The organism is Buchnera aphidicola (Chaetogeoica yunlongensis) (assembly GCA_039829965.1).
GTDB lineage: Bacteria > Pseudomonadota > Gammaproteobacteria > Enterobacterales > Enterobacteriaceae > Buchnera_B > Buchnera_B aphidicola_BA.
The window spans coordinates 72730-90554 of the sequence record CP139909.1 but is presented as its reverse complement, the minus strand read 5'-3'; the positions used below and the strand labels follow the sequence as shown (position 1 = coordinate 90554).

18 protein-coding genes and 1 other RNA gene are annotated in these 17825 nt (G+C 21.4%); 5 read left to right on the top strand and 14 right to left on the bottom strand.

Annotation, left to right across the window (positions count from 1 at the left end):
* Positions 1–154 precede the first annotated feature (154 nt).
* Positions 155–1024, top strand: a complete 870-nt coding sequence (gene rsmI, locus UAR70_00430) for a 16S rRNA (cytidine(1402)-2'-O)-methyltransferase (protein ID XBC39818.1) — start codon at positions 155–157, stop codon at positions 1022–1024.
* Positions 1025–1053: 29 nt separating this feature from the next.
* Positions 1054–1415, top strand: an RNA gene (gene rnpB / locus UAR70_00425) — RNase P RNA component class A.
* A 127-nt stretch (positions 1416–1542) separates the two neighbouring features.
* Here the strand turns inward: rnpB and pmbA are convergent.
* Complete coding sequence (gene pmbA / locus UAR70_00420) at positions 1543–2889, bottom strand: metalloprotease PmbA (GenBank protein ID XBC39817.1); 1347 nt, start codon at positions 2887–2889, stop codon at positions 1543–1545.
* 112 nt (positions 2890–3001) lie between these two features.
* On the opposite strand from pmbA, the gene ppa reads away from it, so the two are divergent.
* Complete coding sequence (gene ppa, locus UAR70_00415) at positions 3002–3541, top strand: inorganic diphosphatase (GenBank protein XBC39816.1); 540 nt, start codon at positions 3002–3004, stop codon at positions 3539–3541.
* 91 nt (positions 3542–3632) lie between these two features.
* Here ppa and UAR70_00410 read toward each other — a convergent pair whose 3' ends face one another.
* On the bottom strand, positions 3633–6533 hold the full coding sequence (locus tag UAR70_00410; protein ID XBC39815.1) for a hypothetical protein: 2901 nt from the start codon (positions 6531–6533) through the stop codon (positions 3633–3635).
* Positions 6534–6853: 320 nt separating this feature from the next.
* On the opposite strand from UAR70_00410, the gene rpmB reads away from it, so the two are divergent.
* Both rpmB and rpmG read left to right on the top strand, forming a co-directional pair.
* Complete coding sequence (gene rpmB, locus UAR70_00405; protein XBC39814.1) at positions 6854–7087, top strand: 50S ribosomal protein L28; 234 nt, start codon at positions 6854–6856, stop codon at positions 7085–7087.
* A gap of 25 nt (positions 7088–7112) precedes the next feature.
* Entirely contained in the window at positions 7113–7280 is a 168-nt protein-coding gene (gene rpmG / locus UAR70_00400; protein XBC39813.1) for a 50S ribosomal protein L33, read from the top strand.
* Positions 7281–7567: 287 nt separating this feature from the next.
* Here the strand turns inward: rpmG and fliR are convergent, their stop codons facing one another.
* The 12 genes from fliR to fliF form a co-directional block, all read right to left on the bottom strand.
* Entirely contained in the window at positions 7568–8320 is a 753-nt protein-coding gene (fliR, locus tag UAR70_00395; protein ID XBC39812.1) for a flagellar biosynthetic protein FliR, read from the bottom strand.
* Between the two features lie 31 nt (positions 8321–8351).
* Complete coding sequence (gene fliQ, locus UAR70_00390; protein XBC39811.1) at positions 8352–8621, bottom strand: flagellar biosynthesis protein FliQ; 270 nt, start codon at positions 8619–8621, stop codon at positions 8352–8354.
* Between the two features lie 19 nt (positions 8622–8640).
* Positions 8641–9378 carry a flagellar type III secretion system pore protein FliP gene (gene fliP, locus UAR70_00385; GenBank protein XBC39810.1) on the bottom strand — a complete coding sequence of 246 codons (738 nt, stop codon included), beginning with the start codon at positions 9376–9378 and terminating at the stop codon, positions 8641–8643.
* Positions 9379–9439: 61 nt separating this feature from the next.
* Positions 9440–9733 (bottom strand): flagellar biosynthetic protein FliO, encoded by a 294-nt coding sequence (locus tag UAR70_00380; protein ID XBC39809.1) that lies wholly within the window; start codon positions 9731–9733, stop codon positions 9440–9442.
* A gap of 58 nt (positions 9734–9791) precedes the next feature.
* Positions 9792–10226: a flagellar motor switch protein FliN gene (gene fliN / locus UAR70_00375; GenBank protein ID XBC39808.1), complete on the bottom strand. Its 435-nt coding sequence runs from the start codon at positions 10224–10226 to the stop codon at positions 9792–9794.
* Between the two features lie 32 nt (positions 10227–10258).
* Positions 10259–11215 (bottom strand): hypothetical protein, encoded by a 957-nt coding sequence (locus tag UAR70_00370; protein ID XBC39807.1) that lies wholly within the window; start codon positions 11213–11215, stop codon positions 10259–10261.
* 166 nt (positions 11216–11381) lie between these two features.
* Complete coding sequence (locus tag UAR70_00365) at positions 11382–12398, bottom strand: hypothetical protein (GenBank protein XBC39806.1); 1017 nt, start codon at positions 12396–12398, stop codon at positions 11382–11384.
* A gap of 157 nt (positions 12399–12555) precedes the next feature.
* Positions 12556–12999, bottom strand: coding sequence for a flagellar FliJ family protein (locus UAR70_00360; protein ID XBC39805.1), 444 nt, complete (start codon positions 12997–12999; stop codon positions 12556–12558).
* 18 nt (positions 13000–13017) lie between these two features.
* Positions 13018–14382, bottom strand: a complete 1365-nt coding sequence (locus UAR70_00355) for a FliI/YscN family ATPase (protein XBC39804.1) — start codon at positions 14380–14382, stop codon at positions 13018–13020.
* Positions 14379–15065 carry a flagellar assembly protein FliH gene (locus UAR70_00350; GenBank protein XBC39803.1) on the bottom strand — a complete coding sequence of 229 codons (687 nt, stop codon included), beginning with the start codon at positions 15063–15065 and terminating at the stop codon, positions 14379–14381. The genes UAR70_00355 and UAR70_00350 overlap by 4 nt, the downstream gene beginning before the upstream one ends.
* 12 nt (positions 15066–15077) lie before the next feature.
* Positions 15078–16058 carry a FliG C-terminal domain-containing protein gene (locus UAR70_00345; protein ID XBC39802.1) on the bottom strand — a complete coding sequence of 327 codons (981 nt, stop codon included), beginning with the start codon at positions 16056–16058 and terminating at the stop codon, positions 15078–15080.
* Positions 16055–17740 (bottom strand): flagellar basal-body MS-ring/collar protein FliF, encoded by a 1686-nt coding sequence (gene fliF / locus UAR70_00340; GenBank protein XBC39801.1) that lies wholly within the window; start codon positions 17738–17740, stop codon positions 16055–16057. The genes UAR70_00345 and fliF overlap by 4 nt, the downstream gene beginning before the upstream one ends.
* Positions 17741–17825: the final 85 nt, after the last annotated feature.

Below are 17825 nucleotides of genomic sequence, written 5' to 3'. Positions count from 1 at the left end.
AATTAAAAATATTAAAAAAAAACTAACTAAAATTTAATTAACACAAAAAATAAAAATAATTTAAAACTTCTAAATTTACTTTGATTATTACATACTATAATTACTATAGTAGTAATAACATTAATCTTAACTATTACAATAATTTTTAACTGAAATGAATATCAGTAAAACAAAAAATTACGGAATATTATATATTATACCAACTCCAATAGGTAACTTAGATGATATATCCTATCGAGCTATAAAAACATTAAAAAATGTTCACCTAATAGCCGTTGAAAACATATTTCACGCAAAAATATTATTACAATATTACAATATAAATACTAAAATAATTACTTTTAATAAAAACAATGAAATAGTTAAAAGCAAACAATTAATTTTAATACTACAACAAAATAAAAATATTGCGTTAATCTCTAATGCTGGTACACCATTAATAAACGATCCTGGAAACTACTTGATAAAAATGTGTTGTAATCATTCTATAATAATAACCCCTATTCCAGGTCCTTGCGCAGCTATTACAGCATTAATCGCTTCTAATTTATCTACACATAGATTTTGTTATGAAGGTTATCTACCTTCTACTGAAACACAAAGATATAAAGTTTTAAAAAACATAAAAACAGAAGAAAGAACTATAATATTTTATGAAACAACACATAGAATTATAAAAAGTATAAAAAACATAATAGAAATACTAGGAAAAAATAGAAACATTGCACTGGTAAAAGAATTAACAAAAAAATGGGAAACTATTAAAAGAGACACGTCATACAACATATTAACATGGCTAAAAACAAATAATTCTCATCAAAAAGGAGAATTTACAATTATTATCTCGGGATATAAAAAAGAAAACACGTCACTAATACCAAATTCAGCATTAAAAACTTTACAAATATTACAATTATGCTTACCATTAAGTACAGCAATAAAACACACTGCTAAAATACATAAATTATCAAAAAATTTTTTATATAATAATGTAATTAACCAAAAAATAAAAATAAACAAGTAAATAATATTTTTTAATTGAAATGATCATATGAAGTTGACCAGACAGTCGCTGCTATTATTTAGTAATAATGATAAATTTATAGAAGAGGAAAGTCCGGGCTCCAATAGGGCAAAGGTACCAGATAACATCTGGGGAACGTAAGTTCACGACCAGTGCAACAGAAAAAAAACCGCTAGAATTAAAATAGTAAGGGTGAAATGGTGTGGTAAAAGCACACCGGGTTCTTGGTAACAAGTACTGCTAAAGGTAAACTCTACCTTGGAGTAAGGCCAAATAAGAGTATCAGCCCAAATTTTTAATACTCGGGTAGGCTGCTTGAACTAATAAGTGATTATTAGTCTAGATAAATGACTGTCAAATACTGAACCCGGCTTATAGGTCAACTTCATTATTAACAATAACAAAATTAAAAAAAAAAAATTAATAAAACATTAAAAACAAATTTTTACATCTTAATTATTTTTTACAATAAAAATATATTTTAACCAACTCAAACACTTATTAAACATGAAAAATAATCATAATCCAGAAATTTGAACAGGAGATAATACTATTGATCCAGATTGTATACCTTGTCTCTTATCTATGTCATTTCCTATGCAAAGAATACCTTTAAACATTTCTTTTAAATTTCCAGAAATAGTAACTTCACTAACCGGATATTTTAAAACTCCATTTTCTATCCAAAAACCAAAAACTCCATGAGAATAATTTCCAGTAGTAATACTAACTCCTTGACCTAATAATTCAGTGATTAACATTCCTGTACCTATAATTTTAAATAATTTCTCTAATTCAAAATTAGAATAACCTAATACTAACCAATTATGCATTCCTCCAGCATTTCCTGTACTTTGCAACCTCATTCTTCTTGCAGAATATGTGTCCAATAACCAAGTTTTTAGTATACCCTTATCTACTATTTTTTTCGGTTTTGTTTCGACACCTTCTGCATCAAAACACCTAGACAATAACCCTCCTTTTAAATGTGGATATTCTTCAATAGTTAACCAATTTGGAAAAATTGATTTATTTAAACTATTCAATAAAAATGTTGATTTTCGATAAACACAACTACCATCAATAGCTTTAGCTAAATTGAAAAAAAAATCAGAAGCAATTTCTGAAGAAAAAATTATAGGTACTTTTATAGTAGATACTTTTCTAGAATTTAATCTAGATAATGCCTTTTTAGCACTATTTCTACCAATTACACCAGGAAGATATAAATTATTAATATCTCTAGAAATAGAAAAAGAAAAATCTCTCTGCATATCTTGATCTTGCTTTGCTATTACACAACAAGACATAGAATACAAAGTAGTACTATAACACTCTATCATACCCAAACTATTTCCAAAAGCATATGTACTTACACAACTACTAAAATTTGATCCTTCAGTATTAAAAATACGTTTATCTTCTTTAAACGCTTCTTGTTCAGATAATTTTAATAACTCTATGGCATAATTAATATTTAACTTCCAGGGAAAATATAAACACAAATCTTTTGTCTTACCGATAGCTAATAATTTTTCATCAGGAAGTCCAGAATAAACATCAGAAGAAGAATAAGACACAATATTCATAGCAGAATCAATTATTTTATGTATAGATGAAAAATTTAAATCTGTAGAAGAAACTACACATTTTCTATTGTTTTTATAAATAATAATTGTTAAAATGTTATTTTTATTAAATTCAATAGATTCAACTTTATTATCTCTAACAGAGATATCAACACCAGAATTTTGTTTAACAATTACCTCAAAACATATAGAATACTGTTGAGTAACATTTAATATATATTCAATTATTTTCTTTAAACGATTTTCTTTTAATACTATATCATTTAATTCAATCATATTAAAATTCCTATAAATTAAAAAAACTATACTTTTTAACATAAGTACTTTTCTAACTACAAGCTATAATTAAATAAAAATGTTTATCAATAAAATTACAAAGGATTAATTAATGACTTATAAAATGGTTCCAGTAGGGAAAAAAGTTCCTGAAGATATATATGTAATTATTGAAATTTCTTCTCAATCTAATCCAGTAAAATACGAATGTGATAAAAATATAGGTCTTTTATTTGTAGATAGATTCATACCTACGCCAATGTTTTATCCTTGTAATTATGGATTCATTAATCAAACTATATCACATGACGGAGATCCATTAGATTCTTTGGTGTACTCACCATATCCTATATTACCAGGAACAATTATAAGATGTAAACCGATAGGTACATTAAATATGAGTGATGAATCCGGTAAAGATTATAAAATAATTTCTATTCCTCACTCAAAAATTTGTCCAGAATATTCCCATATCAATGACATCCATCATTTACCATGCATATTAAAAAAACAAATTATACATTTTTTTGAACATTATAAAGACTTAGAAAATAATAAATGGGTAAAAATAATAGGATGGGAAAATGAAATCCAAGCAAAAAAAATAATATCATCAGCATATAAAAAATTCGAAAAAATGAAAACTATATAAAAAAATAAAATAAAAATAAAATATTAAACTTTCCAAAGTCGCAACTTTAAACTTATAAAAACTAATCAATAGTAATAATATTTATCTAAACTTAAGTAAAAAATATTACAATATTATAATAATAATCTTTTGTTGATTTTAAAAAATAAATTTTATACATAAAAAATTTAGCAATCATAAATAATTTAGCAATATTTATCTTCATTCCTAAAAACTTAAAAAAAATGTTTGAATTTTTATCAATGAGTATTTTTATATTTACTAAAAAAAACTTTTTCAGAAAAAATACAGAAATATGAGATTCATCTCCTTTATTGAATAAAAAACTAAATATTTTTACTATTTTAAACAAATAATTAATATCTAACATCAAAATCTTACATTGTAATTTATAAATCAAAGTAACAAACTTATTCATTTTTTTATAATTTAAATCAAAAAAATAAAAATAATTAAATTTTAAAAAAATACATAAATGATGTTTAACTTGCACATTACATGAAAATTCAACATATTCTTTATGAATGTAAAACACAACATTTTTTAAGCATAATTTTTCTTTTAAAACAAGGTTATTTATAATAAAACTACTAAAATATAAATTATTCAATTCTACAATGTAATGAATATCACTTTTATATTTAAAAACATTTTTTGACAGTAAAAAAACTTTATTTTTATACAAAGAAAAATATTTACCAAAAAAATTAAAATCATTAAAATTTAACAATCCAGATATACTTCTATGACGATTTAACATAAATTTATTATTTTTCAATTCTAAACTACTATTTTTTAGAGAATTACCACTTATCATCTTAATTAAAAAATATAAATTATAATTCTTTTTATTATTTAAACTTAAAATAAGTTTAAATTTAGATAATAATTTTAAATCAATATCTACATTATGATAAAAATTAGACATATTATATAATTTATCAAAACAATTTTTTTGAAAATCCTTTAATACACTTAAAATTTTTTTTAAAATATTAGGAATATAGCTTGTAAACAAATGTTTCCTACTTATATCAATTATTGTCAATATTTTAAAAAAAAACTTTGAAAAAAGTAATGAAAAAATCCTATTTTGATTTAATTTAACAAAAAATTTTATAGAATACCACGAATTATAAAAATTAAATCTTACTAAACTGTTTATATTATTTTTTTGATCATATACTAAAACAAATATAATGTTTTTACTCCTATAAGAAAACAAAACATAATTATTTTTATATTTTTGTTGAATTACTATATTAATAGAAGAAACATACCAATTTTTAAAAAATAAAATTTTTTCTAATAACATTTCAATATAAAAATTTTTTTTATCTAAATACATTTGATATTTTAAATGTAAAAATTTAAATAAATTAAAATCTAAATGTGTTCCTTTTACTTTACATGTTAATATATAATCATCATTTACTGAATACTCTTGAAATTTTATATTGCCGCTGAATCTTCCGTTTAACATTGGAAAAATATCATTTAAATTATCAATTTTAAAAAAAACATGTAAATTTATTAAAGAATTAACAGTGTTACTATAAATAAATATTTTATTGCATCCTAAAATAATATCAATACTAAATAAATCATTATTGGTTATTTTATTTACATAAAAAGTACCAAAAACTTTAATTCTACTTTTTATTATTTGCCAAACAAAATACTCTTTTTTTATGTTAAACAACTTATATTTTATAAATTCTAAAAACTTAGACCTAAAATCACTTATAAAATATTTAATAACTTTAAAATTATTAACATTTTTAAAAAATTTATTTTGTAAATAATCATCATCACTAAAATATTTCCACTTATAATTATAAATTTTTTTATTATAAAACATCTGAAAATTTATAGATTTTATAAAAACATCATTATAATCGCCTTTAGTTATCAAATAAAACTTAACTAACTGTAAATATTTATTATAAAACGAAACTTTTAATTTTACCGTATATTCAGATGACATGTTTCTAAATATTATTAAATGAATTCTACTCGAAAATAACCATTGTAAATTAATACCATTATGATTTTTTTTTAAAACAATTAATTTGAAGTTACATATTAATTTTTTAGGATACACAACAGTACGAAGTAACATACTCAAATGTATTTTATATGAATTACTAATAATATCTAATTGAAGTGTAGAAAAAAATAATCCTTGCACTACAACCTTAAAATTAAAAAATGAATTTAACGAATGATTTTTATTGATCGTTAAAGTTAAATAAATATAATTTTTATCTATATCCATATATCCCAAAATACTTATTAAACATTTTCCAAATACACAATGAACTTTCTTTATCACTATTTTTTTATCTAAAATATTAACAGTTATATCAAAATTAGAAATTAAAATATTTTTATAATCACAAAAATAAATTTTCTCTACTAAAAAATTATTGCAATTAAAATTAATAAAATTACAAACATGAGTTTTTTTTAAATATTGCAAAAATTTTTTAAAAAAATTTTTTAAAAAAACTGAATATAGTCTACTATCAAACTTAGAATCAAAATTTTTTAAACTAACAATAGATTGAAAACCCTTTATAGAAAAAACATTTACTTTACTAGTACTTAATGATAAATTATTATTATTCCAAAAAGCACTACCAGAATAAAAATCAATCAAAAACTTTAAATGACTTGTTCTACCTATAAAATGACATACATTAATATTTTTAAAAAAAATAGATAAATGAGATATGAACCATTTTTTTAAACTAATTAACCACTTAATTTCTTTAGATTTAGAAAAAATGCGTTGATTACAAAAAGAAATACTAACATCTTTTAATACAAGATGATTTACATTAATATGGATATTTTTAAAAATAAAAAAATTTAGATTTACATGTAATTCTTCAATTAAAATCAAAATATTCTTACTAGAATATTTTATTTTTTTAAGAACGAAATCATTTAATGTACCACTGATCTCATTTACTTTTAACTCTGGCATAAAATAACAAGAACAATAAAAAATTATTCGCAAACCAAAATAACTTTTACATAAAAATATTATTCCTAGTACACATGTAATAATAAATAAAACTATAAATATAAAAATTCTTTTTAAAAACATCATTAAAATAAATCCATCAATCGATAAAATAATACCTAAATTTTTAAAATTATTATCCTATTATAATTCATACATATCATAAATAGTTAATATACATAGTTTTAAAACGTATACATAAAAAAAATCTATTTATATCAAAATATAAAAAAATCTAAATGATTATTTACTAATAATCAATAAAATATTTTAGGAAATATATGTCAAAAATATGTAAAATAACTGGTAAAAAACCAATGTTTGGAAATCGCCGTTCTCATGCTATGAATGCAAATAAAAGAAAATTTTTTCCAAATCTACACTTTCATAAATTTTGGAATCCTTATACAAATCAATTTATATCATTACGTATATCTGCAAAAGGAATTCGAAATATAGATAAATTAGGATTCAATAATATCAATAAACTGACAAAAACACATAAAAAAAAATAAAGAATTAACATAGAGACAACACAATATGGCTAAAAATTCTAGAACGAAAATAAAATTAATATCAACATCTCTAAGTAAACACTATTACACTACTACAAAAAATAAAAAAACATTATCTAAAAAACTAGAATTAAAAAAATATGATCCAATTATCAGAAAACACATTTTATATAAAGAAGCAAAAATAAAATAATAATTTTGTATTCATAAAACATTGTATATAATTAAAATAAAATTTTTAATATTTTATATTAATGTTAAAAACATAATAATGACATTTTTAAAAATTTTTAATAAGAAATCTAAATATTAGATTTCTTATCACATCTAAATTTAGATGATATAATAAAAAATGATTTTATTTATTTAAAAATTTTATTAAAACTAATCTTAAAATTATATTTTAAATATAACCAATCAAAAAATTTAAAGTATAAAAAATATTTAAAATATTTTTACAAAATTTATTTTAACATAAATCTATCTATTAATATTAAATAATACTAATACAAAACTTTGTAAACGATTAAAAGAAAAAAAACAAAAAGAAGGGAAAATTGGAATAAATAAAAACAAAGAAACCATTCCAACTAGTAGAATAACCGTGAATCCTATAGAAAAAATAGAAACCTGAGGAGATATACGATTTAAAATTCCCATAGATAAACTAAACATTAATTGAATAATTAGAATAGGATATAATAACATCAAACTATCAAAAAAAATATACTTATAGAAATTTACTATACTCAGTAAAATATTAATATCAAAACTTAATTTTTTAATAGGAAAAGTCAAAAAAGTATCAAATAATACAGAAAACATCCAAATATGTCCATTCCATTGAAAAAATAACAACACAAAGAAAACATATAAAAAACGAGATACAGGTGACATATTAGAACGACTATGAATGTCAAATAATGAAGAAAAAGATAATCCCATTTGCAAACTAATTAACTCCCCACACATAATGATAGATGAGAAAATTAATTGCATAGTAAAACCTAAAGACATACCAATGAATATTTGTTCTAAAATAATTAAAAATCCATCCATAGAAAATATAACTATATCTATTTTTGGTAAAAAAAAAGAAAATAACCAACTTATAGAAAAAGCAATAACCAACTTAATTTTTCTATCAATTAAAGTACTATTTAATAAAGGTGCAGTATAAAATAAAGAAAGAATACGTAAAGCTGGAAAAAAGACACCATAAATCAAAAACATAAAATTGTTAAGATTAAAATTAATCATTAATTTAATAAGTAATATAAGATAAATTATTAAATAACATTTTTGTATAATCTACCAATACTGATAATATCCAAGAACCAAATACCATCATAGATATCAATACTGCAATAATTTTAGGAATAAAAGATAAAGTTTGTTCATTTATTTGAGTTACAGCCTGAAAAATACTAATAATCAAACCACTAATAAGTGCAGATAGTAATAAAGGAGAAGAAACTATCATCATAACTTTCATTGCATCATATAATAAATTCATAGCAGATTCAACAGTCATTTAAAATCTCTTAAAAAATTTAATAATAAAAACTATGGGTTAAAGAAGTAACTAATAATTGCCAGCCATCAACTAATACAAATAACATGATTTTAAAAGGTAATGATATAGTAGAAGGCGGTACCATCATCATCCCTAAAGACATCAAAACACTAGAAATAACTAAATCAATAATTAAAAAAGGTATAAAAATAGTAAATCCAATTTGAAAAGCTGTTTTTAACTCACTAGTAATAAAAGATGGTAACAATATCCTCATAGGAATGTCTTCTCGTTTAGAAAAACTAGAAATATTTGCTAATTTTGAAAAAAACTCTAAATCTACCTTTCTAGTTTGATTAACCATAAATTTATGTAATGGAATAATTCCTCGTTTAATTGCTGTATCAACATTAATCTGATTTCTACTAAAAGGTAAATAAGCATCCTGATAAATTTTATCAAACACTGGAGCCATAATAAAAAATGTTAATAATAAAGACAATCCTATTAAAACTTGATTAGGAGGAGAATATGGAGTTCCTAAAGCACTTCTCAATAAACCAAAAACAATAACAATCCTAGAAAAACTTGTCATCATTAATAATAAAGAAGGAATAAATGTTAACGATGTTATCAATACTAATATTTGAACAGGAATAGACCAAACTGTTTCACCGTTTGATGATGTATGACTAATAATGCTAGGTATACTTGCATATACATAAGGAGAAAATAATAACAAAATAAAAAATGATAACACACGACGAAAAAACATATTTTTCCCCAAATATTTTCAATGAAATCTCGTTTTTATATTATCAACACTTAAAAATTATTTAATTAATAACATCATTTTTATTATTTTTATGTGTTATTGGTTTTAAAGTACATAATTGAGTAATACTATTTGCAGTAACTCCTAAAACTAATCTTACTTCTTCTTGTATATTAACAATATAAATTGCACTATTTTGACCCAATGAAATTTTTGATTCGATGCTAATTAATGAGTTATTAATAATATTTCTTCTAAATATAAATTTTTTTAAAAATCCATTAATAAAAATAATTAACATTATTAATCCAAAAAAAACTACACTAATTCGTAAAAAAAAAATATTATTAATCATATAAGTTACCATAAATGATAAAAAAATTAAACTGATTATTTATAAGTTATATTAATCATTATTTATTAGAATTTTGTATATCATTAGAATTTTCAAATACATTTGTAATTCTAATTCCATATTTATCTTCTTTAACAACTAATTCCCCCATAGCAATTAAACATCCATTAATTAATATGTTAAGAGGTTCACCGACATGCTTATCCAAAACCAAGATAGATTTTTCAGGTAAATCTAATAAATCCTTAATTTTGATTTTTATTGTTCCTAACTCAATAGTTAAATTTACCGGAATATCCATTAAAAAATCTATTTTGGACTTAGAAAAATTAGACATTTTAATATTATCAGAAACAACAGCATCACTATTCAATTTATGACTATTAACATTAACATCAATATCATGATTTGAACTGTTATTCGTATCTAAATTACTACTTTTATTTAAAATATTTAAACCTTTTTCATTTATAGTATTATCTTTAATATTCACTAATTATTATCCAAAATATATTTATATATTATTTAATTAACAAAATTAATAAAAAAAAATGCATTTTTATCTTCAAAAGTTTTATATTTTCCTACTAAAAGTGGTTTATTTTCAGAATAAGCAATCACATCATCTTTAAAATTAATAGACAATACATCACCCACTCGCCATTTTAGAATTTTTGATAAAATACAATAACTATTAACTAATACAATTCTTAAGGTTAAATTACAATTATACACAATAATTTTTAAAAAGTTTTTCCAAATCTTATTATTGTTAAAATACAAGTTATTTTTAATATCTTTATCATATAATTCATTTCTAAGTTTATAAAACGTACTAACAGGTAAACTTATGCCAAAATTACTACAAAAATTTTTTTTTCTAACATTAAATACACAAGTTATAAAAAAATCATTTCTATTTTTTAAATTGATATTTAATTTTTGATCTAATAAATCACAATTACGGAAACGTAATTTAAATTTATCACAAATAATATTTTTATTCCAAACACTAAAATATTGTGTTATAAAAACACTAAATAACTTTCTAATAATAATTATTTCAGAAGAACTTAATGTTTTAGAAAAAGTTTTTAAGGTATTATATAATGTTACTCCACCAAACAAATGTTCTATTATAAATAAAACAATATCGTAAGAAATAAATACAAAACCTAAATTTTTATATAAATTAACTTTAAAAAAATTCATAAAAAAATTATTTTTGATATATTCAGTATCATCATTAAGTTTTTTAAAAGTAATCTTATGAAAAGAAATATCAAAATCTATACCCATATTTTTAAAAAAATATTTAGAACAAGTTTTACAAAAATTTTTATTTACTCGTTTTATATCTTCTTTCATGCATTTCTGTTCATAATAATCTATCATTTCATGATATAATACAGTTCCAATAGAATGATCTAATTTATCATAAATACTAACTTTATTATTTTTTTTAATAATATTACTTTGCATAAATAAAATACCCCAAAAAAAATAATATTATTTCTTAAACTAACTATTTAATTTATTATCTATATAAATACTAATTTTATTTCATACAAACTAATTCTACATAGTAAAATAATATAAATTAATTAAGAAATGCTCAAATAAGATTATTCACTTATTAAATTATACACTAAATACGCATACTAATTTTATAACAGCTTTTTTCATAAAATGTCTGATCTAATAAATGAGACAAAAATAATGCTTTATTTCTATGAAATAATACAGTCAAATAATGATTATAAACATTTTTATCTAAACTATATTTTTTTTTAAGCTCAAAATTACCATTTAATAAACTATTTGTATTACTTTTAATATTAATAGCACTAAATTTTATTTTTCTCTTTACTAACATATTACGCAAAAAAGAAATTTTTGATTTTAATATATTTTTTATGTTATCACAATAAGTCATAACATCTAATATAATAGAAGATTGATCACGATTTATTTTGCAATTAATTGATATTTTTCCCAAATACTTAGAATGAAATAATAAATCCATACAATTTCTTGTTTTATCAAAAAATAAAAATTTCCTCTGACAAATAAAATTTTTCCAAAGTTTTTTTACCGAAAAAAATTTTACTAAATTTTTTTGTCTATCACTTTTTAAAAAAAATTTTTTGAATTTAAAATGTTTATAATCACCTAAAATATTCATCATACCAATATAAAAGTTTCTACTCACATCCGTAATCACATCATAAAATGTCTTACATAAATTTTTTAATAAAATACTAGGATCAAAATAAAAATTATCTAAAAAATCCTTTTTAATTCTATCAAAAAAATTTTTTAAATTTACCTCATTCGTATTCACATTATACATTAAGTATTTTTTTAATTTTTCTACAATATTATTTTTAACAAAAATATCACAACTACTAGACAATGAATTATTAAAATTCACAAAAAAATCACATCTTTTCAAAAAAATTTTTAAAATTTTAGTAAAAACATCTAATAGAAAAAAAATATTTTGTTTCTTAATATCCAAACATCTACTAAAAATAAAATCATTTTTTAAAAATATCTTTTTATCATAAAAGTTTTTACTACAAAAAATACGATTCTTAGCAGAGCAAAAACAAGAGATGTCATTAATATAATTTCTTTGTTTTAACAAATTACTATCTTTCAAAATTATATTTTTAAAAAAAAAATTTATTCTTATTAGATAATCGAGAATTAATTACTTTATTAAATTTTAACGTATTTACAAGAAAATGATTAGTACGAAAATAAATGTTTTTTCTAATAGTATTACAATAAATTTTCAACATAATTATTTCACCTTATCAAAATTCTAAAATTAACTTTCTAACAAACAATAACTCTACTTCATAATCTTTTAATAGCTGAATTTTATTAGATTGATTTAATAATAAATTAGAAATAATCTTGTCCCATACTTGAATATTAATTTTATTTTGTTTCCATTTCAAAATTTCTTTGTTATATTGTTTAATACATTCTTGAAGAACATTTTTTTGTCGTTCTATTCCATTTATTAAAAAAAATATAAAATTATAAAAATTTATTAATTTCATACCTGAAATAGAAGATGTTAACTGTTTATTTAAATATTGTGAATACTCTTTCTGATATCCTATTAAAATATTAAGTTGTGTTTTTGCTTGAGAATAATTATGTAATATCTTCTTTAACAAAATGCTTGTTTGATAATTTTTTCTAAAATTAATATTTTTTAATAACGTAAAACATCTAATTTTTTTATTCATAAATAAATTATCACTATATCAATTAAATAAACTATACAATTCTTGTTTAGAATCAAAAAAATTACTGATTTCAGTCATATTTTGCTGTAAAAATTTTTTAAATTTTGGGAATAAACTTATTGAAATATCTAATTCTTTATCAGCACCAGATACATACGCTCCTACATTAATTAAATCTTTATTACGCTGATAACAAGAGAATACCTTCTTAAAATAACAAGCTTTAGAATAATGTACATCATCTACAATAATAGGCATAACACGACTAATAGACGTTTCTATATTAATAGCAGGATAATGACCTGATTCTGCATATTCTCGAGATAAAATTAAATGACCATCTAAAATCGATTTAGCTGATTCTGAAATTGGATCATTCTTGTCATCTTCGTCAGTTAATACAGTAAAAAAAGAAGTAATAGATCCTCTATCATCTTTTCCATTTCCCACACGTTCTATTAAAGAAAGAATTTTTGAAAAAACTGATGCAGGATAACCTCGTAATACAGGTAATTCTCCTATTGATAAAGAAATTTCTCGATGTGCCATAGCATAACGAGTTAAAGAATCCATAATTAACAATACATGATAATTGTTATCTCTAAAATATTCAGCAATCCTCATAGCATAAATTGAACCTCTAGTTTTCATTATCACTGACGATTCTGCAGGTGCTGAAATAACTACTGAACGAGAAAGAACATCTTTAGTTAACACAGAATTAATAAATTCCTTTATTTCCCTACTTCTCTCTCCTATTAAGCTTAATATAATAATGTCTGCTTTAGTATACTTCGCCATCATGCCTAATAATACACTCTTACCTACACCAGAACTAGAAAATAAACCTATTTTCTGTCCTCTTCCAATAGTTAATAACGAGTTTATAGAACGAACACCAGTATCTAATACATCAAAAATTGGAATTCTATCTAAAGGATTAATAGAAGTACTAGTCAATGAAACATTATATTTTTCATCTAATTTAGATAAATGATCTAAAGGTTGTCCTAAACCATTTAATACTCTCCCTAATAATTGATCACATACTGGTAGTTTATTAGTGCTCACATTGCTTCCATTAAAAATTTTTGGTGTTACTCTAGAATTACACACTATACCGCTAATATCCTCTAAAGGAAGCAAAAACAATAAATCATCTCGAAAACCAACTACCTCAGCTTCTAAAAAATTTAAATCTAAAGAACTATGATCCTTTTCAATAATACAAATAGTACCAAGAGGTAATTTTAGTCCACTAACTTCTAAAATTATACCGTTTATTCCAACCAATATACCATAATAAACTGTATTAGGTAAATGTAAAAGAATTGTTTCAAATTTATCTAATACATTTAACCATTTTTTTATACGATCATTCATTTATTCTCCTCAAAATACTTTAGTTGGCATAATTTTCTCCAACGAATAGAAGTAGTAGAATTTAATATAGTATCTCCTGATAATATTACAAATCCTCCTAATGGAACATCATTATCACAATGAATCGTCCAATTATATTGATTAAATAAATCACTAAAATAATTTTCAACAAATATCTTATCGTCAGGATTAATAAACAATTTAGGATTATTTAAAAAAAACATATGTTCCCTAAAAATCTTATTAATTTTTTTTAATAAATCTGAATTATTACTACATGAAGTACTTTCTAACACTTTTTTTGAAACTTTTAAAATAATTTCCACTATTTTAGAAGACACTTGTTCATCAAATAAAGATAACGACTTTTCAAATTCTGATAATGACTTCTTCATTTTATCTAAAATAAAAACATGTTCTTTTTCAAATTTCAACGAAAATTTTTTTAATCCAGATAAAAACCCTTCTTGTTCTCCCTTTTTAAAACCATTTTTATAACCATCATCATTTTTTACTAATTTTTTATTTAAGTAATCACTATTATAATTTTTTTTGCTAAAACTACTAACATAATTATCAGTATTTTTAAATTTTACTAATTTTTTAGGAATATTATTTGTGATTTTTTCTATCTTTTGAGGATGCCATTTTTTCCAAGTACTATTTAAAAGATCTTTAGACATAATTTAAATTTCCTATTCGCTAAAACATGAACTATTTTTACGCAAAATATTTTTAACCACATCTAACAATTTATTCTTATGTTCTAATATTACTTCATCAGACATAGATAAATCTTCACAACACAAATTATTTATAAAATCTATATTTTCTTGAGGCATATTTTTATAAAATTTTTCTTTTAACTGTTGTGCGCTAGCTCTAAATACTATAGATAATTTCTCTAAAGAAAATTCATTTAATATACATCGGATATATATATCATCTAAATATAAAATATCCGAAAACTCTAACATTTCTATTTGGATAGTCTTAGCTAAAGTTTCATTAACAACTAACATCTTATCTAAAATATTTTTTTCACGACTTTTATTTATCAATTTTAATAATTCTATTACAACAGAAATACCTTTTTTTTTTAAAAAAGAAAATTCACATTTTTGTAATAAATTATTTATTATACCTACTAATTCACTTTCTCCACACTTATGAACACCAGAAAATTTAGTTATTCTTGTAATTATATCTATACATAATTTTTCTTCAAAACAAGATAAAATATTTGCAGCTAAAGTTCTATCTAAATAAAATAATATTGTTGTAATGATTTGTGGATGTTCATTTTTTAATATGTCTACTATATTTTTAAGTGGAATCATGTTTAATTTTTTTAAACTATCCGAAATATTTTTCTTGTATTGTATTTTTTTTAATAATAACGTAGCGTCATTTTCCCCTAATACTTTTTCTAAAAGAGATATAATAAATTTTTTGCTAATGAAATTTACTCGATCATACATACATTTATTAAAACTAATATTAAATTCAGATAATACTTGAATAGCTACTTCATTAGATATAAAATTTATATTAGAAATATACTTAATTATATCTTCTATCTCTTTCATAGATAATTCTTTTAAAATTTCTGTTGCTTTATCTATACCTACTAAAACTAAAAATACAGCACTTTTTTCTTTTCCATTTAAATTCATAATTTTTCACCATGCATCCATTTTTTAAGAATAATTGCAATTTTTTTTACATCAAATTTTAGCACATTATCAAGTTTTTGCTGTAACTGAAAATTTTTATTTATATCATTATTGTTTTCTACAGATGCAAAATCATTATTAGTTTTTGTTTTTTCATCTATTCTTTTATCTTTATCACTACTATTGTTTAAAATTTTTTTAGTACATAATTTATTACCTAAAATAAACAAGAATATTATTCCTAATAACACTAATATATACTTAAATATTGAATCAAAAAAATAATTTCTATTCAAATTAACATCATATAATTCCTTTACAGGAATTGGTTTTAAAAATTTAAAATTAACTATAGAGACACTATCACCTCTTTTCTTAGAAAACCCAATAGATTCACGAACTAACTTTCTAATACCTTTTAATTGTTCTCGACTTAACGGTACTAATTTACCACTCTTATCTTGAATATAATTAACAATCACAGCAACTGATAAACGCTTAACATTTCCTGTATAAAATTTATTATGAAAAATGGTATGATCTAATTCATAATTAATGATATCATCCCGATCAGTACTAGACTTTGGAATTATAGAAAAATTTTTTACAGGGTTCTTATTAACTTTACTAAATAACGACTGTTTAACAGAAGATAAATTATTAGAAGAATTAGTAGATGAAAACTTACCAACATCATTATTTGAAAGTGTTTTAGAATGATCATCAGGTATCGATGAAAAAAGATTATCTATATATTTTTTACTAAATTCTATATTTGTTTTATTTTGACGAGAACGTATAGACTGATGTTGACTATTATAATTCGGAGCATATTTTTCTTCAGAACTCTCTTTTTTATCAAAATTTATTTGAGCTGTAACCTGGGCATAAATATTGTTCACACCTAAAAATGGTATAAGAATATTTTTAATTCGCTGCTGATAACGATTTTCTATTTCATTAGAATATTTCAATTGATTATTATCAATATAATTATCATATAAATCACTAGCATTATTTAATAATTTTCCAAATTGATCAATAATTGTAATATTTCTAGTCGATAAACCAGAAACACTTCTCGAAATTAAATGCACGATCGCATTAATTTGACGAAAATCAAGAACCATACCTGATTTAATTTCTAACAATATCGAAGCAGAAGGAGATATATTTTCATGCATAAATAATGATGGCTTAGATAAAACAATATGTACTCTAGCAGTTTTTATACTGTTTATCTTTTGAATACTTCTTGCTAATTCTCCTTCTAATGCTCTTTGATAATTCACTTGTTCATTAAATTGACTTAAACCGAATTTTTCTGAATCTAGTAACTCAAATCCTACTTTCTTTTCCTTAGGTAAACCTTGTTCTAACAAATCATAACGAACTTTTTCAAATTCGTTATCGGGTATTAATAATTCTGAATGATCCTTACTAAATTTATATGGAGTATTTAAATAAATTAAACGTAATATTATGTTTTTTTCATCATCATTAGATAAATTTTTATATAAAATAGAATAATTAGGTGATTTAAAAAAAAATATAAAAAAAATCACTAATGTCATCAATGAGACTAAAAGAAATATCTTAATATTTAACGATAATTTTGAAAAAAAATAACTATTAAAATTTTTATTCTTAGAATCAAAACTAATTTTAGATTCAACATTCATGAAACATTCCTTAACAAAAACTATATTGAATTAAACATGCATACTTAAAAAATATCCATATAAAAATAACTAGCAAAATATAACA